Below are 22,526 nucleotides of genomic sequence, written 5' to 3' on the forward strand. Positions count from 1 at the left end.
GGGACGGCTCAGACGCGGGCGGCTGCCCGGCGGCGCAGGGCGACGAAGCCGAGGCCCACGGCGGTGGCCGAGGCCGCGCCCGCGCCGACGGCGATCAGGACGGTGGAGCCGCCCTGGCTACCGGCGGCCTCGGTGCCGAACTCGGCACCGGCCGCGACGCCGCCGCGCGGGATGACGGAGGTCTGGCCCGCGTGCACGGTGGCGCCGGTGCCCCCGGCCCTGCCGGTGCCGTTCGTGACGGCGCCCTTGACCGGGGCGAGCTTGCAGCCCTTCGGCAGCTTCGGGAAGGCGTGCGTGGCGCCCTTGGCCGTGCCGCCCTCGACCTTGGTGTAGAGCGACGGAGCGGTGCTGTTCGCGGCGACGATCCGGGCGACGATGCCGGCGCTCTTCGGCAGCGCGGGGTGCTTCCGGTCGAGGGTCGCGAAGACCTTGTCGGCGCCGTTGGCGTCCGCGGTGGTGAGCTTGGCCTTCGGACCCTGCGGGCTCATGATCAGCTTGGCCTTCGCGCCCGCGCCGATGCTGACGGTCGAGGCGATCGTGCACGCGCCGAGCGTGTCCTTGTCGACCGGGGCGGGCTCGCCCTGGCCGTTGCTGCCCATGCCGTACGGCTGCGGGGCGGCCTGCTTCGACGAGCCGGGGACGTAGGCGGAGAACGAGCCGCCCTCGTGCAGGACGACGACGGCCTTGCCGAAGAAGTAGACCTTGGTGCCGGCGTGGACGTAGATGTAGCCGCTGCCCTTGTCGGTGGCGGTGTCGATGAGCTGAAGGCCGAAGACGCCGTTCTTCTTGCCGAGCTCGACGACGGTGCCGTCGTCGAGCCGGTAGATGCCGGGCACGCCGGGGGCGATGTTGCCGATCCAGTTGTGGATGGTGCCGTCCGGGTTCAGGACGAGGAACTCGCCGTTGTCCTGTCCGGCGGCGGAGCGGGTGTTCGCGTCGAGGACCCCGACCGGGTGACCCTGGCGGAAGAGCTCGGCGCGGTAGTGCAGGGCGTTGACCTTGTAGATCTTGACGACGGTGCCGGTGATGAGGGTCTGCGTACGGACGAGCGTGCCCTTCGCGGAGCCGGCCGACGGCACGGCGGCCGGAGCCGAGGTCGCCGGAGCCGTCGTGGCCGGAGCCGAGACAGGCGGAGCCGCGACGGTCGCGGTCGGAGCGGGCGTGGCGGCCGACTTCGCGGCCGGCTTCGCGGCCGGCTTCGCGTCCGACTCCCCAGCCGACTTCCCGGCCGACTGCGCATCCGACTTCGCATCCGACGTCCCCGCCGGCTTCCCGGCCGACTGCGCGGCCTGCTTCGCGGTCACCGGCCCGTCGGCGGCGAGGGCGGCACCCGCGGTGAGCGCCGGAGTGGTGATCGCGACGCCCGCGACGAGGGCGACGGCGACGGCGGTGCGAAGGGCGGTGCGCATAACGACTCCTGTGATTCAGGTGAGTGACAAGGCTGAGTCGCATGCCGCTTTTTCTCGGTCCGACTGTTTCCGGTGAGGTCTGGCTGGCTGCAAGAAAAAATCTAATGATCTTGTATTCAGGAGTCGTCCGCTCCATGTCACGGGCGTGTGACAGGAGTCACCACGCCGCAGGACCCCCTGTGACCTCGGGCTCGATGACAGAGCTCCCCTGTACAGGTCGCTACGCGCGTAGATATGCTCGACTGGTGACCATGCCCACCACTGCATCCGCAGCTTCCGCATTCGCCGACGTGACCGCGTCCGACGGTGCGCTGCGCCGCTTCCTCCACGGGCTGCCCGGCGTCGATGCCGTCGGCCTGGAGGCGCGCGCCGCGTCCCTCGGCACCCGCTCGATCAAGACCACGGCGAAGGCCTACGCCATCGACCTGGCCATTTCCATGATCGACCTGACGACGCTCGAAGGCGCGGACACCCCGGGCAAGGTCCGGGCGCTCGCCGCCAAGGCCGTCAACCCCGATCCGACCGACCGTACGACCCCGACGACCGCCGCCGTCTGCGTCTACCCCGACATGGTGGCCACCGCCAAGGCCGCCGTCGCGGGCTCCGGCGTCAAGGTCGCCTCGGTCGCCACCGCCTTCCCGGCCGGGCGCGCCGCGCTCCCCGTGAAGCTGGCCGACACGGCGGACGCCATCGCCGCGGGCGCCGACGAGATCGACATGGTCATCGACCGCGGCGCGTTCCTCTCCGGCCACTACCTGAAGGTCTACGAGCAGATCGCCGCGATCAAGGCGGAGTGCGGCGACCGCGCCCGCCTCAAGGTGATCTTCGAGACCGGCGAGCTGTCCACGTACGACAACATCCGCCGCGCCTCCTGGCTCGGCATGATGGCCGGCGCGGACTTCATCAAGACCTCGACCGGCAAGGTCGCGGTCAACGCCACCCCCGCCAACACCCTGCTCATGCTGGAGGCCGTGCGGGACTTCCGCGCGCAGACCGGCGTGCAGATCGGCGTGAAGCCGGCCGGCGGCATCCGCAACACCAAGGAAGCCATCAAGTTCCTGGTGCTCGTCAACGAGACCGTGGGCGAGGACTGGCTGGACAACCACTGGTTCCGCTTCGGCGCTTCCAGCCTGCTCAACGACCTGCTGATGCAGCGCCAGAAGCTGGCGACCGGCCGTTACTCCGGCCCCGATTACGTGACGGTGGACTGATCAACATGGCATCTGTATTCGAGTACGCGCCGGCGCCCGAGTCCCGGTCCGTCGTCGACATCGCGCCCAACTACGGCCTGTTCATCGACGGCGAGTTCGTCGAGGCGGCCGACGGCAAGGTCTTCAAGACCGTCTCCCCCTCCACCGAGGAGGTCCTGTCCGAGGTCGCCCAGGCGGGCGCCGAGGACGTGGACCGCGCGGTGAAGGCGGCCCGGAAGGCCTTCGAGAAGTGGTCGGCGCTGCCCGGCTCCGAGCGCGCCAAGTACCTCTTCCGCATCGCCCGGATCATCCAGGAGCGCAGCCGCGAGCTGGCCGTCCTGGAGACCCTGGACAACGGCAAGCCGATCAAGGAGACGCGCGACGCGGACCTCCCGCTGGTCGCCGCGCACTTCTTCTACTACGCGGGCTGGGCCGACAAGCTCGACCACGCCGGCTACGGCGCGAACCCGCGCCCGCTGGGCGTGGCGGGCCAGGTCATTCCCTGGAACTTCCCCCTCCTCATGCTGGCGTGGAAGATCGCCCCGGCCCTCGCGACGGGCAACACGGTCGTCCTGAAGCCGGCCGAGACGACCCCGCTCTCCGCCCTGTTCTTCGCGGACATCTGCCGCCAGGCCGGGCTGCCGAAGGGCGTCGTCAACATCCTTCCCGGTTACGGGGACACCGGCGCCGCGCTGGTCGAGCACCCGGACGTGAACAAGGTCGCCTTCACCGGCTCGACCGCGGTCGGCAAGTCCATCGCGCGCTCGATCGCCGGTACGCACAAGAAGGTCACCCTCGAACTGGGCGGCAAGGGCGCGAACATCGTCTTCGACGACGCCCCCATCGACCAGGCCGTCGAGGGCATCGTCAACGGCATCTTCTTCAACCAGGGCCAGGTCTGCTGCGCGGGCTCGCGCCTGCTGGTCCAGGAGTCGATCCAGGACGAGGTGCTCGACAGCCTGAAGCGCCGCCTCTCCACGCTCCGCCTCGGCGACCCGCTGGACAAGAACACCGACATCGGCGCCATCAACTCCTCCGAGCAGCTGGCCCGCATCACCTCGCTGGTGGACCGGGGCGAGGCGGAGGGCGCCGAGCGCTGGACCGCCCCCTGCGAGCTCCCGTCGGCCGGTTACTGGTTCGCCCCGACGCTCTTCACGGGCGTCACGCAGGCGCACACGGTCGCCCGCGACGAGATCTTCGGCCCGGTCCTGTCGGTGCTGACGTTCCGTACGCCGGACGAGGCCGTGGCGAAGGCCAACAACAGCCAGTACGGCCTGTCGGCCGGCATCTGGACGGAGAAGGGCTCCCGCATCCTCGCGGTCGCGTCCAAGCTCCGCGCCGGTGTCGTCTGGGCCAATACGTTCAACAAGTTCGACCCGACCTCGCCCTTCGGCGGATACAAGGAGTCGGGCTTCGGCCGCGAGGGTGGCCGTCACGGTCTGGAGGCCTACCTCGATGTCTGAGAAGACCGAGCAGCGACTGAGCGTTTTCAAGACCTACAAGCTGTACGTCGGGGGCAAGTTCCCCCGCTCCGAGAGCGGCCGGGTGTACGAGGTGACGGCGAAGACATCAGCCGCTGGCGCGGCGGGGAAGGGCAAGTGGCTGGCGAACGCCCCGCTCTCCTCCCGCAAGGACGCCCGTGACGCGGTCGTCGCCGCCCGCAAGGCCTTCGGCGGCTGGGCGGGCGCGACCGCGTACAACCGCGGCCAGATCCTCTACCGCGTCGCCGAGATGCTGGAGGGCCGCCGCGAGCAGTTCGTCCGCGAGGTCGCGGACGCGGAGGGCCTGTCCAAGTCGAAGGCGGCGGTCGTCGTCGACGCGGCGATCGACCGCTGGGTCTGGTACGCGGGCTGGACCGACAAGATCGCCCAGATCGTGGGCGGCGCCAACCCGGTCGCGGGCCCGTACTTCAACCTCTCCTCGCCCGAGCCGACGGGCGTCGTGACCGTCGTCGCCCCCCAGGACTCGTCGTTCCTGGGCCTGGTCTCGGTGATCGCCCCGGTGATCGCGACGGGCAATACGGCCGTGGTCATCGCGTCCGAGAAGTCCCCCCTCCCGGCGCTCTCCCTGGGTGAGGTGCTCGCCACCTCCGACCTGCCGGGCGGTGTCGTGAACATCCTCTCCGGCAAGGCCTCCGAGATGGGCCCGCACCTCGCGGCCCACCAGGACGTCAACGGGATCGACCTGACGGGCGCGACCGAGGGCGACCTGGCGCGCGACCTGGAGATCGCGGCCGCGGACAACCTGAAGCGCGTCCTGCGCCCCCGTACCGAGGACTTCGCGGAGTCCCCGGGCACGGACCGCATGACCGCGTTCCTGGAGACGAAGACGGTCTGGCACCCCACGGGCTCGCTGGGCGCGAGCGGCTCCTCGTACTAGCTCCACTCCCGCCGCGAGCGGAGCGGACGGCCCCCGGGTGTACTCACCCGGGGGCCGTCCGCTCTTGCCCCACACCCCGGTCGGCCGCAAGATCCGCTCATGATGAGGGGATTGATCAAGGGAGACAACGTCTTCGTCCCGACGGCCGCGCTGCGCGTCGCCGTCCGGAACGACATCGACGTGGCGGCGCTGCTCGTGACGGAGCGGGGCAGGGTCCGGGGGGACGCGGACATCGTCTTCGACGGCGCCCCGGTCCACCCGTCGGGCGCCGTACGGCTCTCCGACGGCGGGGACGGCGACGAGGACGGCTTTGTCTGGGTGGACGCCGACCTCACGGGCATCGAGGAGGAGATCTCCCGCGTCCTCGTGGTCGCGTCGACGGACGACGGCGCCCTGCGGGACGTGAACGACCTGTCCGTACGGGTCCTCGGGCCGGACGGCGCGACGGTCGTCGGGTACGAGGTGACCGAAGCGGGCGGCGAGACGGCGATGGTGCTCGCGGAGCTGTACCGACGGGCGGGCGGCTGGAAGTTCCGCGCGGTGGGCCAGGGGTACCTGGACGGCCTCGTCGGCCTGGCGGAGGACCACGGGGTCGACGTGGCCGAGGAGGAGGCGGTGGAGCATTCCCCGGCGGAGGTTTCCCCTGCGGCCCCGGCGGAGGCGGAGGCCGAGACGCGGAATCCGGAAGCGCCGCAGGTCCCGGTCCCGACCCAGGCCCCGGCCCCGGCCCCCGTTCCGACCTCCATCCCGGCCCCCGCCAAGATCCAGGCCCCTTCCCAGGCCCCGGCCCCCGTCCCGTACCCGTACCCGCCCGTCGCGCAGGGCCCGTCGGGCTGGACGTTCGGGGCCGTCTTCGAGCCGCGCACACTCTCCGGCGCGGGCAACACGGTCCTCGACGTCGAGGACCTCCCGCCGGGCCCCGTCATGGTCGAACTCGCCGTCAAGACCGACGGTCACACCAGCGTGTGGACCCTCGGCCCGAAGAGCAGGCAGGTGGACCTCCTCGTCAACAGCACTGAGCGGGACTTCCGGGGCCGCTTGCTCCACGTCGTCCCCGAGACCGGACGACTGCGAATGAAGCTGGGCGCGGCCGGGCCCTGGCAGGCGCGGGTCCTGCCGCTGGCGGCGGCCCAGCTCCTGACGGAGGACACGATGGAGTCCTGGGGCCCGAACGTCCTGCTGCACACGGGAGGGCCGATCGACATCGCCTTCCACTACCGAGGCAGCAGCAACTTCATCGTCAACTCCTACGACCTGGCGGGGCACGACGACCCCGCGACCCTCCCGGATTTCCTGCTGCCGCGCATCAACGAGATCGGCAGGCGCCGGGAGTCCCTGTCGCTGCCCGAGGGCCCGGTCCTCGTCCATCTGGTGCGGGCGGACGGCCCCTGGCGCGCGCGACTGAAGCAGCCGAGCGCGGCGGCGGCCTGGCTACGACGCGCCAGGCGCTGAGTTCTAGCCCGGGAGCAGCCCCTGCGTCAGCGGACCGGCCACCGGCAGGTCGGCGACCGCGCCGCCCTGCGTGACGTGGTCGGTCACCAGGTTCGTACCGACCGGCTTGAAGTCGGCGACCTGGGTGCCGAGTCCGTTGTCGAGCGGGTCGACGCCCGTCTTGGCCAGCGGGTCCAGCTGAAGGCGGGTCAGCGGGCCCAGGCCGTGGGTGACGCCGCTCAGCGCGCCCGCGCCGGCCGCGGCGGCGTCCGTCCGGGTCAGCGAGTCGACGGGCAGCGGCACCGGGGCGACCGCCTGGGCCGCCGCGCCCGCGCCGAGCACCGCGGCACCGGCCGCCGTGACGGTGAGCCCGGCCTTGAGCAGGGCGCTGCGGCGGGGGGTCCGGGGTTCTGCGTGACGCGCCATGAGTGTCCTTCCAGGGGGTGATCGAGCGGGCACCGACAGTAGTCGAGGTGTGATGCTCGATACCAACGGCCTTCCTCGGGGGTCCACCGCACGGGGGAATGGTTCACACTGGTGTCCCGTGAGTTCCCTACCGATACCGACCCGCGTCGTCCTGCTCGCCGGTCCCTCCGGCTCCGGCAAGTCGTCCCTCGCCGCCGTCACCGGCCTCCCGGTCCTGCGCCTCGACGACTTCTACAAGGAGCACGACGACCCGTCGCTCCCGCTCGTCGACGGCAGCTCGGACATCGACTGGGACTCCCCACGGTCCTGGGACGCGGACGCCGCCGTCGCCGCGATCGTCGAACTGTGCCGTACGGGACGGACCGACGTCCCCGTGTACGACATCTCCACCAGTTCCCGGGTGGACCACGAGCGGCTCGACATCGAGCGGACCCCGCTCTTCGTGGCGGAGGGGATCTTCGCCGCGGAGATCGTGAACCGCTGCCGCGAGCTCGACGTCCTCGCCGACGCGCTCTGCCTCCGCGGCCGCCCCTCGACGACCTTCCGCCGCCGGCTGGCCCGGGACCTCAAGGAGGGCCGGAAGTCCGTGCCGTTCCTGCTGCGCCGCGGCTGGCGGCTGATGCGTGCCGAGCGGGCGATCGTGGCCCGCCAGGCGCAGCTGGGCGCCCACCCCTGTGCCAAGGACGAGGCCCTGGGCCGCCTCGCCGCGGCGGCGGCGGGCCGCCACCGCACGCCGACGGCCCGCTGAGCACGGACGCCCGCACGCGTACACGAAACAGCGCGGGTCGGACGAGGCCCCCCGGCTCGTCCGACCCGCGCTGTGTTTCCCCCGTACCCCCGTACGGTCCCCCGTGCCCCCCGCAGGCCCCGTTTCCCCCGTAGGCCCCGTGGGTCTTTCCCCCCGGCCTTCAGGCCACCAGCTCGCCGAAGGACTCTTCCTCGTCACGGCCGAAGCTCAGCACCTCGTCCTCGCGCAGTCGCCGCAGCGACCGCCAGATGCTCGACTTCACCGTGCCGACACTGATGTCCAGGATCTCCGCGATCTCCGGATCGGTCCGGCCCTCGTAGTAGCGCAGCACCAGCATCGTGCGCTGGAGCTCGGGCAGCCGGGCCAGCGCCTGCCACAGCACGGCGCGCAGCTCCGTGCCGCGCATCGCGTCCGTCTCGCCGACCGTCTCGGGCAGTTCCTCGGTCGGGTACTCGTTGAGCTTGCGCCGGCGCCACGCGCTGATGTGCAGGTTGGTCATCGTCCGGCGGAGGTATCCGCCGACCGCGGCCTTGTCGCTGATCCGGTCCCAGGCGCGGTACGTGGAGAACAGCGCGCTCTGGAGCAGGTCCTCGGCCTCGAAACGGTCACCGGTCAGGTGGTAGGCGGTGGCGTACAGGGAGGCACGACGCTCCTGGACGTAGGCCGTGAACTCGGCCTCCGAGCAGGAACGCTCCCCCGTGACCTCCCCGTACGCCGCTCCCCCGTCAGCAATGGCCACCATGTACGGCGCCTTGCGCTGACGCCCGACGCTGCGAACGCACCCCCGCCCGTTCACCGCGCCGGACTTCTCGGTGCTCCGTACGACGTCGTGGAGACGCGTGACTACTGCGCTTGAGGTGGTGCTGTGCAGTGCGTTCATCGTGCGCCCCCCGTCGGTTGGAGTGTGTTTCGGTCCGTGTGCCAAGAAGCTTGCCCATCGGACTTCATGGCGGTGTCCGCCGACTGTCACAGCCGTGTCACAGGGGACGGAACAGAAGCGAGTCCACGAGCGGTCGTCCTCGGACGGCCGCATGCGACAGAATGACGGCGTGCCTTTTCTGCTGCTGATCGAGGACGACGACGCCATCCGCACGGCCCTCGAACTCTCCCTGTCCCGGCAGGGCCACCGGGTGGCCACCGCCGCGACGGGTGAGGACGGCCTCCAGCTGCTGCGTGAGCAGCGGCCGGACCTGGTCGTGCTCGACGTCATGCTGCCCGGCATCGACGGTTTCGAGGTCTGCCGGCGCATCCGCCGTACCGACCAGTTGCCGATCATTCTGCTGACCGCGCGCAGCGACGACATCGACGTGGTCGTGGGCCTGGAGTCCGGTGCCGACGACTACGTCGTGAAGCCGGTGCAGGGCCGGGTCCTCGACGCCCGCATCCGGGCCGTACTGCGGCGCGGCGAGCGGGAGTCGACGGACTCCGCGACGTACGGCTCGCTGGTGATCGACCGGTCCGCGATGACGGTCACCAAGAACGGCGAGGACCTCCAGCTCACCCCGACCGAGCTGCGGCTGCTCCTGGAGCTGAGCCGGCGGCCCGGCCAGGCGCTCTCCCGGCAGCAGTTGCTGCGGCTCGTGTGGGAGCACGACTACCTGGGCGACTCGCGGCTCGTCGACGCCTGTGTGCAGCGGCTGCGCGCCAAGGTGGAGGACGTGCCGTCCTCGCCGACGCTCATCCGTACCGTCCGCGGCGTCGGTTACCGGCTGGACGTTCCTGCGTGAGCAAGGGGATCCTCGCGCGGCTGCGGCTCTCCAGCCTGCGGCTGCGGCTCGTCGTCGTCTTCGCCCTGGTCGCGCTCACCGCGGCCGTCGCCGCCTCCGGCATCGCGTACTGGCTGAACCGCGAGGCCGTGCTCACCCGTACCCAGGACGGGGCGCTCAACGACTTCCGGCAGGAGATGCAGAACCGGGCGGCGACGCTGCCGCTGCGGCCCACCGAGGACGATCTGCGGCGGACCGCCGAGCAGATGGCGAGCGGCAGCGCCGGCTACCAGGTCCTGCTGCTCGGCGAGCGGGCCGCGGGCAAGCCGATCGCCGGCGCCTCCGACCCGGACGACTTCACACTCGCCGACGTGCCGCGCTCGCTGCGGGACGCCGTGGACACCAAGCGGCCGGTGACGGAGGCCAACCCGTATCCGTACCACCTGTTCTGGCAGCGCACGGAGCGGGACGGGACGCCGTACCTGGTCGGCGGGACACGGATCGACGGCGGCGGGCCCGCCGGCTACATGTTCAAGTCACTGGCCGCCGAGAAGGCCGATCTGAACTCGCTCGGCTGGTCGTTGGGGATCGCGACGGCCCTCGCGGTGGCCGGCTCCGTGCTGCTCGCGCAGGTCGCGGCGACGACCGTGCTGCGCCCGGTGCACCGGCTCGGCGAGGCGGCCAAGCAGCTCGGCGAGGGGAAGCTCGACACCCGGCTGCGGGTCACCGGCGCGGACGAACTGGCCGATCTGACCCGTACGTTCAACAGCGCGGCGGAGTCGTTGCAGAAGAAGGTCGCGGACATGAGCGCGCGGGAGGAGTCCAGCCGGCGTTTCGTGGCGGACATGTCGCACGAGCTGCGGACCCCGCTGACCGCGCTGACCGCCGTCACCGAGGTGCTGGAGGACGAGCAGGACTCGCTCGACCCGATGATCGCCCCGGCGGTGGCGCTGGTCGTGAGCGAGACCCATCGCCTCAACAACCTGGTGGAGAACCTGATGGAGGTGACCCGCTTCGACGCGGGCACCGCCCGGCTCGTCCTCGACGAGGTGGACATCGCCGACCAGATCACCGCGTGCATCGACGCGCGGGCCTGGCTGGACGCGGTCGATCTCGACGCCGAGCGCGGGATCGTGGCGCCGCTCGACCCGCGCCGCCTCGACGTGATCCTGGCGAACCTCATCGGGAACGCGCTGAAGCACGGCGGTTCGCCGGTCCGGGTCTCGGTGCGTACGGAGGACGGCGAGCTGGTCATCGCGGTGCGCGACCACGGTCCCGGCATCCCCGAGGAGGTGCTGCCGCACGTCTTCGACCGCTTCTACAAGGCGAGCGCCTCCCGGCCCAGGTCGGACGGGAGCGGGCTCGGCCTGTCGATCGCGATGGAGAACGCTCTGATCCACGGCGGTTCGATCACGGCCGCCAACTCGACCGGCGAGGACGGGGCGGTGGACGGCGCGGTGTTCGTGCTGCGGCTGCCCCTGGACGCCTCGGGGATCACCCGCGAGGTACAGACCCGCAGCAGCCAGGGCGAGGTGGAGGAAGCGTGAGGCGCCGCACCTTCGGCCGTACGGCAGGTGGCCGTACGGCAGGTGGTTGGTCGACCGGTGGACGATCGGCTGGTGGCCGGTCGAATCGTGGCCGGTCGGTCGGTACGGGCGTCCTGGCGGCCGCCGCGCTCACCGCGCTCGTCACCGGCTGCGGCATCCGGACGACGTCCGTCCCGGTGGACGCGGGCGCGGCCCCGTCCCGGGTCCCGTGCAGCGTGACCGGCGAGAGCGCCTCCGCGACGGCCGCGCAAGGGGTGCCCGTCCGGGTGTTCCTGGTGTGCGGCTCGCAGCTGGAGGCCGTGGACCGCAGGACCCCGCTGCCGGAGGCGAACGCGGGCGGCGATCCGGTGGTGACGGCCAAGGGGCTGCTCGTACAGCTCCTCGCCGAGCCCTCCGACGACGAGCGGCAGGCCGGGTTCACGACCGCGGTGCGCGGTCCGCTCGTGGTCGGCGACGGCTACGAGGGCGACCCGGCCGGCACGCTGCGGCTGAGCCGGCAGCCCGAGGACCTGACGCCGGTCGCGCTCTCGCAGATCGTCTGCACGTTCTCGGCGAGCTCGGCGGGCGCGGGCGACCACACGGTCCTCCTCGGCGGTCCCGGCCCGTACGCGCCGAAGCGCTACCAGTGCACGACGGAGCTGAAGGAACGTCCGGAGTCCGCTCCGCCGACGACCGCGCCCCCGGAGGCGACGACGGGCACCCCGACGGGTACGGAGACGAGCGGTACGACGACCGGCCCGGCGACCGGCTCCGCGGCCCCCGGGGCCACGCCCGCGGGCTGAGCCGATCGGGCCGTTCCCTCGGTCGCGTCCGACCCGGCGGAACCGATTCCGCCGTGGTGGGCGTCTTGGGGGGCGTGCAGCGTCAAGGTTCGGGCGGCAGTGCCGCCGTGGTCGTCCGCGTGGTGGGGTTCATCGGCCTCCTCGCGCATCTGCTGCTCGTCGCCTGGGTCAGCCTGCGGCCACGGGACGTGGCCTGGGTGACCGCGCCGAACACGATCCCGCTGGCCGGGCTCCGGGCCGATCTGGCCCTCGGCGGCGTCGAGGCGGCCCGGCTGATCGGCGAGGGACTGCTGCTCCTGGCCCCTCTCGGGGTGCTGCTCCCGATGGCCGACGGGCGGCTCGACGTCTCCCGCTGGGCCTCGCTGGCCCGGACGACCGCCGCCGGCGCGCTGGTGTCGCTGGCCGTGGAGCTGCTGCAGACCGCCGTACCGGGTCAGGTCGTGGACGTGGACTCCGTAATCCTGAACACCGCCGGGGTGGCGCTCGCCCATGTCCTCTTCGTGCCGGTCGGCCGGGCACGGCTGCGCCGCAGGTCGGCGGCGGGCCGGGCGGAGTCCGCCGCGGGGACCGGTCCGGGTGAGGGTGCCCCCCTCCTGCGGAACGAGACGCCTCAGGGTCCGACCCCGACGATTCCCAGGGTCCCGATCGCCCGGTAGACCGACGCTTCGTCCCCCCTCCCGGCGGCACCATGGAGTCATCGGGAGCCCGACGGAGCGGCTCCCGGAAAACGACTCCGAAGGAGCCCACCATGGCCGCTCTCGTCCGCCCTCGTGAAGGACGCATGATCGGTGGAGTGTGCGCGGCGCTGGCCCGGCGCTTCGGCACCTCCGCGACGACGATGCGCGTGATCTTCCTGGTCTCGTGTCTGCTGCCCGGCCCGCAGTTCCTCATCTACCTGGCGCTGTGGGTGTTCCTGCCGCAGGAGAAGAGCGCGAGCACGGCCTGGTAGCGCACAGGCACACACGCCGAAGGGGCGCGTGCCCGGGATTCCGGGTGCGCGCCCCTTCGGCGTGTGCGGCTGCGGTCAGCCGAGGGCGCCGCCGATCGGCAGGCCGCCGAGCAGGCCCACGACCGGGCCGAGCGGGGTGGCGCCGAGGCCGCCGGCCGCCGCGTCGAGCGGGAGGTTCTGGGTGGCCTGGGTGACCTGGCCGGCGGCGCCCGGGAGCTGCTTCACGCCCTGGTCGACACCCTGGCCGAGGGCGCCCTGGCCGGCACTGAGGGACTCGCCTGCGCCGTCAGGGAGCGTGGTGAGACCGTCACCCAACGGGACGGCCTGGGTCACCGTGCCCAGCACGTCGGCGCCGACCGGCAGGGACGGCGCTGCGGAGGCCGTGCCCGCGGCGGCGGCGGCGAAAGCGGCACCGAGAGCGGCGACACCGAGCTTCTTGGCGGCAGACTGCTTCATCTGAACATCTTCCTTGGGGAATCCGGGGGCTTCGGGGAAAGCCGGGAGGGGAAATCCTGGGAATGCAGAGCGGCTCTGCAACCTAACCAGTGGGCGACCCCTCCGCAAACACCGGAAAGCGACCGGGTGTCGCGCCGACCCGGTCGCTCCGAACCCCTTCGACAGGGCGGCCCTCAGCCCTCCGTACGGGAAGCTTCGCTGGTCGCGGCGGTCTGCTGGAACAGCCATTCGGACTTGAGCTCGGCATATCCGGGCTTGATCACGTCGTTGATCATGGCCAGGCGTTCGTCGAAAGGAATGAACGCTGATTTCATCGCATTGACGGTGAACCACTGCATGTCGTCGAGCGTGTATCCGAATGCGTCGATCAGCAGCTCGAATTCCCGGCTCATGCTCGTGCCGCTCATCAGCCGGTTGTCGGTGTTGACCGTGGCGCGGAAGTGCAGCTTGCGGAGCAGGCCGATGGGGTGTGCGGCGTACGAGTCGGCGGCTCCGGTCTGGAGGTTGGAGGTGGGGCACATCTCCAGGGGGATCCGCTTGTCGCGGACATAAGCGGCGAGCCGGCCGAGGCGGACCGAGCCGTCCTCCGCGACCTCGATGTCGTCGATGATCCGGACGCCGTGCCCGAGCCGGTCGGCGCCGCACCACTGGAGCGCCTGCCAGATGGAGGGCAGCCCGAAGGCCTCGCCCGCGTGGATCGTGAAGTGGTTGTTCTCCCGCTTGAGGTACTCGAAGGCGTCGAGGTGGCGGGTGGGCGGGTAGCCGGCCTCGGCGCCCGCGATGTCGAAGCCGACGACGCCGGTGTCGCGGTAGCGGTTGGCGAGTTCGGCGATCTCCAGGGCGCGGGCGGCGTGCCGCATGGCGGTGAGCAGGGCGCCGACCCGGATGCGGTGGCCGTTGGCCCTGGCCTGCCGCTCACCCTCCCGGAAGCCCTCGTTGACGGCCTCCACGACCTCTTCGAGGGTGAGACCGGCCTCCAGGTGCTGTTCGGGGGCGTAGCGCACCTCCGCGTACACGACCCCGTCCTCGGCGAGGTCGACCGCGCACTCGGCGGCGACCCGGACCAGGGCGTCACGGGTCTGCATGACGGCGCAGGTGTGCGCGAAGGTCTCCAGGTACCGCTCCAGGGAGCCGGAGTCGGCGGCCTCGCGGAACCAGATGCCGAGCTTGTCGGGCTCGGTCTCGGGGAGCTGTTCGTAGCCCTGCTCGCGGGCGAGTTCGATGACCGTGCCGGGGCGCAGGCCGCCGTCGAGGTGGTCGTGGAGCAGCACCTTCGGGGCACGGCGGATCTGGTCCGCGGTGGGGACGTTGGGGGTCTGGCTCGTCATTGCCGCACTCTAGCCCCTACGCGCGTAGAGCGCGCCTCGTGGCGCCGTATCCTCACCCGGATTTCTCGTGTGCGGGGCGACGGGGCCCCAACCTAGGCTGCCTCCATGACTTCCCTGGCGATCGACTCCGAACTCCCGCGCGTCCACGGCTTCCTGTCCGCCTTCCGCCGCCGCCAGGCGGCCCGTACGGTCGACTTCCCCGGCGGTTTCGCGGTCTTCGACGAGGCGTACGCGCTGTCCCGGGGGAACAACCACCTGCTGGTCGAAGGGCCGGTCGATCCCGAGGCGCTGCCGGGGCTCGCGGACGAGCTCCAGGGCTCCCTGCCGTACCGCCTCGTGTACGTCCTCGACGAGGAGGTCGCCGCGGCCTGCCGGGAGCCGATGGAGCGGGCCGGGTTCCGGCACTCGACCTCTCTGCTCATGTGCCACAGCGGCCCCGTGCCCGTCCACGGCGGGGCGCGGGAGGTGGACCTGGACGTGCTGCGGGAGCCCGCCCTCGCCTCCTGGAGCCGCTTCGCGCCGGACGCCTCGCCGGAGCAGGTCCGCGACCTGGTGGAGCGGCGGGCGGCCCGGCGGCGGGGCGCCGAGGTCGTGCGGTTCCTCGCCTCGTACTCCTCCGACGGCGAGGTGGCGGGATGGGTCGACCTCTACATGGACCCGGCGGCCGGGATCGCGCAGATCGAGGACCTGGTCACGGCCGAGGCCCACCTCGGGCAGGGCCACGCCGGGGCCGTCCTGGACACGGCGCTCCGCATGGCCGCGGACGCGGGCTGCACCACCCGCTTCCTGTCCGCGCGCCCCACGGACTGGCCGCACCGCTGGTACGGCCGGAAGGGCTTCGAGGCCATCGGAAGCGCGACCCGCTTCGAACGGGCTTAGGGGCAGCGCCCGTTCGGTCCACCGACGATACGTAACGGTGACCGCGTGTACGGGTGGCGTACACCTCGGCTTCTGAGACTGTTCCACCATGGCGCACTACGCACTCGTGGGGCCGTCCGAGGCCCGGAGACCCCGGCTCGGCCGTCCCGTTGGAGGTTCCCGGTCGGCGGCGGTGGGCGGCGTGGTGCTGCTCCTGCCCGACGGTGAGCCGATGTCGGGACGGCGCGCTTCGGCATGGGCGCACCTGGGGGTCCTGCCGCTCGGGCGGGCGCTCGTCAAGGACGGGCGGGCGGAGGGGCTCGTCGGGCACGTGGTGCGGTATCGGGGCCGCGGGTGGAACGGCACGGACGCGGAGCTCGCGGCGGACGCCTCGTGGGCGGTCGCGGAGGCGGTACGCCGGTACGGCGACGTCCCGGTCTGTCTCGTCGGGCACGGGATGGGGGCGCGGGCGGCGCTGCGGGCCGCCGGGCACGACGCGGTCGGCGCGGTCGTGGCGCTGGCACCGTGGCTGCCGGAGGACGACGTGGCGGCGGAACCGGAGCCGGTGCGGCAGCTGGTGGGGCGCCGCGTGCTGATCGTGCACGGCACGAACGACGCCCGTACGGACCCCGAGCTGTCGTTCCGTTTCGCGGCGCGGGCGAAGAAGGCCAACCGCGACACCTGCCGCTTCGAGGTTCACTCGGACGGGCACGCGCTGCGCCAGTACGCGGCCGAGGTCCAGGCGCTCGCCGCGGACTTCGCCCTCGGCGCGCTCTTCGCCCGGCCGGTGGCCCGGCCCGTGACGGACGCGCTGGCCGCTCCCCCGCCGCTGGGTCTGCGGATGCCGCTCGCGGCGGGCTTCGGGAGCTCGTACCCGCGGCCTTAGGGGAGCAGGTTTCCGCGCCTGCTCAGGAGGAACTTCTTGAAGGCGGCGACCGGGGGCGTGTCCGGGTGGCCGTCGAGCCAGGCGACGCCGATCTCGCGGGCCGCGCGCGGCGCGGTGACGGTGAGTTCGACGACGCCGGGGCGCGGGACCGCGGGCGGCGGCAGCAGGGCGACGCCGAGGCCTGCGGCGACCAGGCCGCGGAGGGTCTCGGCCTCCTCGCCCTCGAAGGCGACGCGGGGCTTGAAGCCGGCCTCGGCGCACAGGTCGTCGGTGATGCGGCGGAGCCCGTATCCCGGTTCCAGGGTCACGAAGGTCTCGTCGGCGGCCTCGGCGAGGCGGACGCGGCGGCGGCCCGCGAGGCGGTGGTCGTCCGGGACGACGAGCCGCAGCCGCTGCTCGTCGAGGCGCCGGGCCACCAGGTCGGGGGCGTCCGGCACCGGTGAGGTGAGGCAGAGGTCGAGGTCGCCGGCCCTGAGCCGCTCGATCATGGCCTCGCCGTAGTTCTGGACGAGGGTGAAGCGGACGCGCGGGTGGTCGACGCGGAAGGCGCGGATGAGGGCGGGGACGGTCTCGGAGCCCATGGTGTGGAGGAAGCCGAAGGCGACGCGGCCCGCGGTGGGGTCGGCGTCGGCCCGTACGGTGTCGGCGGCCCGCTCGACCTCGGCGAGCGCCTTCTCGGCGGCGGTGAGGAAGCGGCGGCCGGCCGGGGTGAGGGAGACGGTGCGGCCGCGGCGGGCGAAGAGGGCGACGCCTAGGTCCTGTTCGAGCCGGACCATCGCCCGGGAGAGCGTGGACTGCGGTACGCCCATCTCGGCCGCGGCCCGGGTCACGTGCTCGTGCCGGGCGACGGCGGCGAAGTACGCGAGCCGCGGGGCGAGCAGCAGTCCCATGTCTTCTTCGTTACTGTTCGGTGACAGCCGATGCTGTGACCTGTACTCATGCACCATGGGAACGATTACAGCAGTTCCGTGCATTGGACGCATGAAACGGATCGTCCTACGTTCGTGACATGCCTCCCGCCAGTACCAAGGCGGCCGCCACCCACGCGGCCGCCGACACCCGCCTTTCCCCCGGAGCCCCCGGCTACCGCCGCACGAGCCTCGCGCTCTTCGCCGCCGGACTGGCCGCCTTCGCCCTCCTCTACTCCACGCAGGCCCTCCTCCCGGCCATCTCGGCCGAGTTCGGCGCCACCGCGTCCGCGGCCTCCTGGACGGTCTCCGCCGCGACCGGCGCCCTCGCCCTGTGTGTCCTGCCGCTCAGCGCCCTCTCGGAGCGCTTCGGGCGGCGCGCGATGATGACCGCCTCCCTCTCGGTCGCCGTCGCCGTCTCGCTCCTCGTGCCGTTCGCCCCCAGCCTGGAGTCCCTGATCGCCCTCCGCGCCCTCCAGGGCGCCGCGCTCGCCGGGCTCCCGGCCTCCGCGATGGCGTACCTCGCCGAGGAGGTCCGCCCCAAGGCGCTGATCGCGGCGATCGGCCTGTTCGTCGCGGGCAACTCGATCGGCGGCATGAGCGGCCGGATCGTGACCGGCTGGGTCGCGCAGATGTGGGGCTGGCGCGCGGGTCTGGCCGCCGTCGGACTGACCTCGCTGCTGTGCGTGATCGCCTTCCGGGCGCTGCTGCCGAAGGCGCGGCACTTCACGCCGGGCACGCTGAACCCGAGGGCGCTGGCGAGCGCCGTGCGGACGCATCTGTCCGACCCGCTGCTCGTCCGGCTGTACGTGATCGGCGCGCTGTTCATGACGGTCTTCGGCGCGGTGTACACCGTGATCGGCTACCGCCTGGTCGAGGCGCCGTTCTCGCTCCCGCAGGGCGTGATCGGCTCGATCTTCCTGGTCTACCTGGTCGGTACGGTCGCCTCGGCCGCCGCCGGGAAGCTCGTCGGACGGCTCGGCCGGCGCGGGGCGCTCTACCTGGCGGTCTCCACGACCGCCGCGGGCCTGCTGCTGTCGCTCGCCGACTCGCTCGCCGCGGTCCTGGCGGGCCTGGTCCTCATCACGGCCGGTTTCTTCGCGGGGCACGCGGTCGCGTCCTCCTCGGTGAGCCGTACGGCGAAGACGGGCCGGGCGCAGGCCTCGGCGCTCTACCAGTCCGCGTACTACCTGGGCAGCAGCGCGGGCGGCACGCTCGGCGCGATCGCCTTCCACGCCGGCGGCTGGGCGGGCACGGTCCTGATCGGCCTCGTCGCGGTCCTCGGCGTCGTCTCCGTGACCCTGTACGGCAGCCACAGCGCCCGGGTCGCGGCGCGGCGGCCGCGACTCGCTGCGGCTGCCTGCAACTGACCGGCTCCCTCTGACGTCCTCGATGTCAGGGACTCTAGGGGGAGTTGACGATCATGAAGCGAACAGCGAGTCGTATAGGCAAGAGAGCGGGCATCGCGACCGGTCTCACGGCACTGGTCGTGCCGATGACGATCGCGCTCGGTACGGCCCCGGCGCAGGCGGCGTCCTGCAACGTGACGACGGGGCCGTACCAGAAGCAGGTGGAGAAGTTCCTGGGCCGGACGGTCGACGGTCGTCAGTCGCTCGCCGACTGCAAGGCGATCCAGTCGTTCCAGGCGAAGCACGGCATCACCCCGACCGCGGGGTACGCGGGGACGATCACCTGGCGCACGATGAACACGATGCTCCAGCAGAAAGCAGCCGGGACCAACCCGAACAAGGACCGCAAGTGTCCGACCAACCGGGGCCGGATCGCCTGTGTCGACCTGACGCGGCAGCTGACCTGGATCCAGGACGGCTCGCGCCTCAAGTACGGGCCGGTGCCGGTGCGTACGGGCAAGGACGGCACGGAGACGCGTACGGGCTCCAAGAAGATCTACTGGCGGAACATCAACCACTGGTCGACGATCTACCACGTCTCCATGCCGTACTCGCAGTTCTTCGACGGCGGCCAGGCCTTCCACTCGACGACCAAGTCCATGTGGAACCCGCCGGGTTCGGGCGGCTGCGTGAACATGCGGTCGGCCGACGCCAAGGCGTACTGGAACCTGCTCAGGAACGGCGACGACGTCTTCGTCTACGGGCGCAAGCCGGGAACCTGACCGGCACTGTCAGTCGGCTGAGGTAGCTTCCCTCTCACCGGCACCGAACGGGTGCCGGTGAGGGGTGAGTGGGGTATGGACCCGATGAGTGACGCCGCGACCGTGACGACCGAGGACCTCGACAAGTACCGCAGGGAGCTGACCGGTTACTGCTACCGGATGCTCGGATCCTCCTTCGAGGCGGAGGACGCGGTACAGGACACGATGGTGCGGGCCTGGAAGGCCATCGACAGCTTCGAGGGCCGCTCCTCGCTGCGGTCCTGGCTGTACCGGATCGCGACCAACGTCTGCCTGGACGCGCTGAACGCGGGCAAGAAGCGGGCGCGGCCGATGGATCTGACCGCGCCGACGCCGGTCGCCCAGGCGCAGCTCGTCAAGCAGCCGGAGATCACCTGGCTGGAGCCGGTGCCGGACGGGCGGGTCCTGCCGTCGGTCGCCGACCCGGCGGAGACGGCCGTGCACCGGGAGACGGTGCGGCTCGCCTTCGTCGCCGCCCTCCAGCACCTGCCGCCCAAGCAGCGGGCCGTGCTGATCCTGCGCGAGGTGCTCGCCTGGAAGGCGAGCGAGGTCGCGGAGCTCCTCGGGCTCTCCGTCGCCTCGGTGAACAGCGCCCTCCAGCGGGCCCGGGCGACCCTGGCCGAGCAGGCGCCGGCCGTCTCCGACCCGGCGAACCCGCTGGACGAGGAGCAGAAGGCGCTCCTGGAGCGGTACGTCGCCGCCTTCGAGGGCTACGACATGAAGGCGCTGACCGCACTCCTCCACGAGGACGCGACCATGTCGATGCCGCCGTACGACCTGTGGCTCCAGGGGCACGACGACATCGTCGGCTGGATGCTGGGCGTCGGCGAGGTCTGCTCCGGCTCGAAGCTGGTGCCGACCGTGGCGAACGGCTCCCCGGCGTTCGCGCAGTACCACCCCGACCCGGCGGGCGGCTTCGCCCCGTGGGCGCTGATCGTCCTGGAGCTCCGCGAGGGCAAGGTCGCCGGGATGGACTTCTTCCTCGACACCGAGCGCTGGTTCCCGCTCTTCGACCTGCCGGCGCGGCTAGACGCCTAAGGTCCCGTCGAGGCCGGTCAGCAGGAGCAGGGCCCGTAGCTCGGGGCCCGCTCCGTGGAAGCGGATGCGGTGGCCCCGGCGGCCGGCCGCGAGCTTCAGACGGGCGAGGGCGTCGACGGCCGCGAGGTCCGCGGGTGCGAGGGCGCCGACCTCGCAGACGACGTCACCGGGCGGGGCCGCGCCGAGTTCGGCGCAGAGGAGGGCCACCTCGTCCCCGGTGGGGCGGGCGGGCAGGGTCACGACGAGCGGCTGACTGATGTCCACATGGCTTGTGACCGGTCCGGGACCCGGAACTCATCGGCGGGGGTCCCGTGCCTACCTCTACGCTGTCGATCATGACTCACGAACCTGTCGAACTGGTGATCTTCGACTGTGACGGTGTTCTGGTGGACAGCGAGCGGATCTACTGCCGTGTGGACCGGGAGGTGTTCGCCTCCCTCGGGGCGGAGTTCACCGAGGCGGAGGTGATCGAGCACTTCGTCGGTTCCTCCCACGAGATGCTCACGGCGATCGTGGAGGAGCGCAGGGGCCGCCCGCTGGAGCCCGGCTGGCAGACGCCCTTCAAGCAGCGGTACGACGACGTGCTGGACGCCGAACTGACGGCCGTGGAGGGCATCACGCACGTCCTGGACACCCTGCCCCTGCCGTACTGCCTCGCCTCCAACAGCAGCCACGCCGGCATCCGGAAGAACCTGGGCAGGACCGGGCTGCTCGACCGCTTCGAGGGCCGGATGTTCAGCGCCCGCGACGTCGCCCGCGGCAAGCCCGCCCCGGACCTCTTCCTGCACGCGGCGGCCACGATGGGCGTCCCCCCGGAGCGCTGCGCGGTCGTCGAGGACAGCCCGTACGGCGTCCAGGCGGCCCGCGCGGCCGGCATGCGCGCCTTCGGCTACTGCGGCGGCCTGACGCGGGCGGACCGCCTGATGGGCCCGCGGACGGTGGTCTTCGACGACATGCGGGAGCTGCCAAAGCTGCTCGGGGAGCCGGTGTAGGCGTACGCCTACACCGGCTCCCTTCACGGGCCGGGCGTCAGGCTCCGGGCGTCAGGCGTCAGGAGATGCGGTCCAGGACGATCGGGTTCGCCGTGAAGTCGGTGCCCGTCGGGGCGATGTCCCAGGAGTCGTTCAGGGACTTCAGGGCGTAGTCGAACTTCTCCGGGGTGTCGGTGTGGAGGGTCAGCAGGGGCTGGCCCGCCGTCACCGTGTCGCCCGGCTTCGCGTGCAGCTCGACGCCGGCGCCCGCCTGCACCGGGTCCTCCTTGCGGGCGCGGCCCGCGCCGAGGCGCCAGGCGGCGATGCCGATGTCGTACGCGTCGAGGCGGGTCAGGACGCCGGTCGACGGGGCCGTGACGACGTGCTGCTCGCGGGCGACGGGGAGGGTGGCGTCAGGGTCGCCGCCCTGGGCCGCGATCATCCGGCGCCAGACGTCCATCGCCGAGCCGTCGGCGAGGGCCTTCGCCGGGTCGGCGTCCTTGATGCCGGCCGCGTCGAGCATCTCGCGGGCGAGCGCGATCGTCAGCTCGACGACGTCCGACGGGCCGCCGCCCGCGAGGACCTCGACGGACTCGCGGACCTCCAGGGCGTTGCCCGCGGTCAGGCCGAGCGGGGTCGACATGTCGGTGAGCAGCGCGACCGTCTTCACGCCGCTGTCGGTGCCGAGCTGGACCATGGTGGAGGCCAGCTCGCGGGCGTCCTCGATGGTCTTCATGAAGGCGCCGGTGCCGACCTTGACGTCCAGGACGAGCGAGCCGGTGCCCTCGGCGATCTTCTTGGACATGATGGAGCTGGCGATCAGGGGGATCGCTTCGACCGTGCCCGTGACGTCGCGGAGCGCGTAGAGCTTCTTGTCGGCGGGGGCCAGGCCGTCGCCGGCCGCGCAGATGACGGCGCCGGTGGTGTCGAGGACGTGCAGCATCTCCTCGTTGGAGAGCAGCGCGCGCCAGCCCGGGATCGACTCCAGCTTGTCGAGCGTGCCGCCGGTGTGGCCGAGGCCGCGGCCGGAGAGCTGCGGGACGGCCGCGCCGCAGGCGGCGACGAGCGGGGCGAGCGGGAGGGTGATCTTGTCGCCGACGCCGCCGGTGGAGTGCTTGTCGGAGGTCGGGCGGGAGAGCGCGTCGAAGTTCATGCGCTCGCCGCTGGCGATCATCGCGGCGGTCCAGCGGGCGATCTCCGCGCGGTTCATGCCGTTCAGCAGGATCGCCATGGCCAGGGCGGACATCTGCTCGTCGGCGACGACGCCGCGGGTGTACGCGTCGATGACCCAGTCGATCTGCTCCGGGCTCAGCTCGCCCTTGTCCCGCTTCGTGCGGATGACGGAGATGACGTCCATGAGGTGGT

24 protein-coding genes are annotated in these 22,526 nt (G+C 72.0%); 16 read left to right on the forward strand and 8 right to left on the reverse strand.

Annotated elements, in window-relative coordinates:
• Positions 1–8: 8 nt before the first annotated feature.
• On the reverse strand, positions 9–1,409 hold the full coding sequence (locus OG357_RS14470) for a hypothetical protein (protein ID WP_329621547.1): 1,401 nt from the start codon (positions 1,407–1,409) through the stop codon (positions 9–11).
• 251 nt (positions 1,410–1,660) lie between these two features.
• Here OG357_RS14470 and deoC point away from each other — a divergent pair, with 251 nt between their 5' ends.
• The 4 genes from deoC (at position 1,661) to OG357_RS14490 (ending at position 6,430) form a co-directional block, all read left to right on the forward strand.
• Entirely contained in the window at positions 1,661–2,620 is a 960-nt protein-coding gene (gene deoC / locus OG357_RS14475) for a deoxyribose-phosphate aldolase (protein ID WP_317598598.1), read from the forward strand.
• 5 nt (positions 2,621–2,625) lie between these two features.
• A complete protein-coding gene (locus tag OG357_RS14480; RefSeq protein ID WP_329621548.1) occupies positions 2,626–4,062 on the forward strand; it encodes an aldehyde dehydrogenase family protein in 1,437 nt (478 codons plus the stop codon).
• Complete coding sequence (locus tag OG357_RS14485; protein ID WP_329621549.1) at positions 4,055–4,978, forward strand: aldehyde dehydrogenase family protein; 924 nt, start codon at positions 4,055–4,057, stop codon at positions 4,976–4,978. Before OG357_RS14480 ends, OG357_RS14485 begins: the two co-directional genes overlap by 8 nt.
• A 99-nt stretch (positions 4,979–5,077) precedes the next feature.
• Entirely contained in the window at positions 5,078–6,430 is a 1,353-nt protein-coding gene (locus tag OG357_RS14490) for a TerD family protein (RefSeq protein WP_329621550.1), read from the forward strand.
• Between the two features lie 3 nt (positions 6,431–6,433).
• Here the strand turns inward: OG357_RS14490 and OG357_RS14495 are convergent, their stop codons facing one another.
• Positions 6,434–6,835 carry a hypothetical protein gene (locus OG357_RS14495; RefSeq protein ID WP_329621551.1) on the reverse strand — a complete coding sequence of 134 codons (402 nt, stop codon included), beginning with the start codon at positions 6,833–6,835 and terminating at the stop codon, positions 6,434–6,436.
• Positions 6,836–6,887: 52 nt separating this feature from the next.
• On the opposite strand from OG357_RS14495, the gene OG357_RS14500 reads away from it, so the two are divergent.
• Positions 6,888–7,583 carry a uridine kinase family protein gene (locus OG357_RS14500; RefSeq protein WP_329621552.1) on the forward strand — a complete coding sequence of 232 codons (696 nt, stop codon included), beginning with the start codon at positions 6,888–6,890 and terminating at the stop codon, positions 7,581–7,583.
• A 160-nt stretch (positions 7,584–7,743) separates the two neighbouring features.
• On the opposite strand, the gene OG357_RS14505 is transcribed toward OG357_RS14500, so the two are convergent.
• Positions 7,744–8,463: a SigE family RNA polymerase sigma factor gene (locus tag OG357_RS14505; RefSeq protein ID WP_024755347.1), complete on the reverse strand. Its 720-nt coding sequence runs from the start codon at positions 8,461–8,463 to the stop codon at positions 7,744–7,746.
• Between the two features lie 169 nt (positions 8,464–8,632).
• On the opposite strand from OG357_RS14505, the gene afsQ1 reads away from it, so the two are divergent.
• From afsQ1 to OG357_RS14530, 5 genes are all read left to right on the forward strand, one after another.
• On the forward strand, positions 8,633–9,310 hold the full coding sequence (gene afsQ1, locus OG357_RS14510; protein ID WP_017239746.1) for a two-component system response regulator AfsQ1: 678 nt from the start codon (positions 8,633–8,635) through the stop codon (positions 9,308–9,310).
• Complete coding sequence (locus tag OG357_RS14515) at positions 9,307–10,836, forward strand: HAMP domain-containing sensor histidine kinase (protein WP_329621553.1); 1,530 nt, start codon at positions 9,307–9,309, stop codon at positions 10,834–10,836. The genes afsQ1 and OG357_RS14515 overlap by 4 nt, the downstream gene beginning before the upstream one ends.
• Entirely contained in the window at positions 10,833–11,618 is a 786-nt protein-coding gene (locus OG357_RS14520) for a hypothetical protein (RefSeq protein ID WP_329621554.1), read from the forward strand. The genes OG357_RS14515 and OG357_RS14520 overlap by 4 nt, the downstream gene beginning before the upstream one ends.
• A 74-nt stretch (positions 11,619–11,692) precedes the next feature.
• Positions 11,693–12,274 (forward strand): VanZ family protein, encoded by a 582-nt coding sequence (locus tag OG357_RS14525; protein WP_329621555.1) that lies wholly within the window; start codon positions 11,693–11,695, stop codon positions 12,272–12,274.
• A gap of 92 nt (positions 12,275–12,366) precedes the next feature.
• Entirely contained in the window at positions 12,367–12,567 is a 201-nt protein-coding gene (locus OG357_RS14530) for a PspC domain-containing protein (RefSeq protein ID WP_317598590.1), read from the forward strand.
• A gap of 75 nt (positions 12,568–12,642) precedes the next feature.
• Here OG357_RS14530 and OG357_RS14535 read toward each other — a convergent pair whose 3' ends face one another.
• Positions 12,643–13,023 (reverse strand): hypothetical protein, encoded by a 381-nt coding sequence (locus OG357_RS14535; protein WP_329621556.1) that lies wholly within the window; start codon positions 13,021–13,023, stop codon positions 12,643–12,645.
• A gap of 173 nt (positions 13,024–13,196) precedes the next feature.
• A complete protein-coding gene (locus OG357_RS14540) occupies positions 13,197–14,351 on the reverse strand; it encodes an adenosine deaminase (protein WP_329621557.1) in 1,155 nt (384 codons plus the stop codon).
• A 105-nt stretch (positions 14,352–14,456) separates the two neighbouring features.
• Between OG357_RS14540 and OG357_RS14545 the strand changes: the two genes are divergently transcribed.
• Both OG357_RS14545 and OG357_RS14550 read left to right on the forward strand, forming a co-directional pair.
• A complete protein-coding gene (locus OG357_RS14545) occupies positions 14,457–15,230 on the forward strand; it encodes a GNAT family N-acetyltransferase (RefSeq protein WP_329621558.1) in 774 nt (257 codons plus the stop codon).
• Positions 15,231–15,318: 88 nt separating this feature from the next.
• Positions 15,319–16,095: an alpha/beta hydrolase gene (locus OG357_RS14550; protein WP_329621559.1), complete on the forward strand. Its 777-nt coding sequence runs from the start codon at positions 15,319–15,321 to the stop codon at positions 16,093–16,095.
• Here OG357_RS14550 and OG357_RS14555 read toward each other — a convergent pair.
• Positions 16,092–17,042, reverse strand: coding sequence for a LysR family transcriptional regulator (locus OG357_RS14555; RefSeq protein WP_329621560.1), 951 nt, complete (start codon positions 17,040–17,042; stop codon positions 16,092–16,094). The two genes, OG357_RS14550 and OG357_RS14555, sit on opposite strands and share 4 nt — an antisense overlap.
• Before the next feature lie 62 nt (positions 17,043–17,104).
• On the opposite strand from OG357_RS14555, the gene OG357_RS14560 reads away from it, so the two are divergent.
• From OG357_RS14560 to OG357_RS14570, 3 genes are all read left to right on the forward strand, one after another.
• Positions 17,105–18,373 carry an MFS transporter gene (locus OG357_RS14560; RefSeq protein ID WP_329621561.1) on the forward strand — a complete coding sequence of 423 codons (1,269 nt, stop codon included), beginning with the start codon at positions 17,105–17,107 and terminating at the stop codon, positions 18,371–18,373.
• A 53-nt stretch (positions 18,374–18,426) separates the two neighbouring features.
• Positions 18,427–19,134 carry a L,D-transpeptidase gene (locus OG357_RS14565; RefSeq protein ID WP_329621562.1) on the forward strand — a complete coding sequence of 236 codons (708 nt, stop codon included), beginning with the start codon at positions 18,427–18,429 and terminating at the stop codon, positions 19,132–19,134.
• Between the two features lie 84 nt (positions 19,135–19,218).
• A complete protein-coding gene (locus tag OG357_RS14570; protein ID WP_329625594.1) occupies positions 19,219–20,190 on the forward strand; it encodes a sigma-70 family RNA polymerase sigma factor in 972 nt (323 codons plus the stop codon).
• Here OG357_RS14570 and OG357_RS14575 read toward each other — a convergent pair.
• A complete protein-coding gene (locus OG357_RS14575; RefSeq protein WP_329621563.1) occupies positions 20,179–20,454 on the reverse strand; it encodes an STAS domain-containing protein in 276 nt (91 codons plus the stop codon). The two genes, OG357_RS14570 and OG357_RS14575, sit on opposite strands and share 12 nt — an antisense overlap.
• Before the next feature lie 71 nt (positions 20,455–20,525).
• Between OG357_RS14575 and OG357_RS14580 the strand changes: the two genes are divergently transcribed.
• Positions 20,526–21,182 (forward strand): HAD family hydrolase, encoded by a 657-nt coding sequence (locus tag OG357_RS14580; protein WP_329621564.1) that lies wholly within the window; start codon positions 20,526–20,528, stop codon positions 21,180–21,182.
• 58 nt (positions 21,183–21,240) lie between these two features.
• On the opposite strand, the gene OG357_RS14585 is transcribed toward OG357_RS14580, so the two are convergent.
• A complete protein-coding gene (locus OG357_RS14585; RefSeq protein WP_329621565.1) occupies positions 21,241–22,518 on the reverse strand; it encodes a thymidine phosphorylase in 1,278 nt (425 codons plus the stop codon).
• Between the last annotated feature and the right edge of the window lie 8 nt (positions 22,519–22,526).

It is taken from the genome of Streptomyces sp. NBC_01255, assembly GCF_036226445.1.
Classification (GTDB): Bacteria; Actinomycetota; Actinomycetes; order Streptomycetales; family Streptomycetaceae; genus Streptomyces.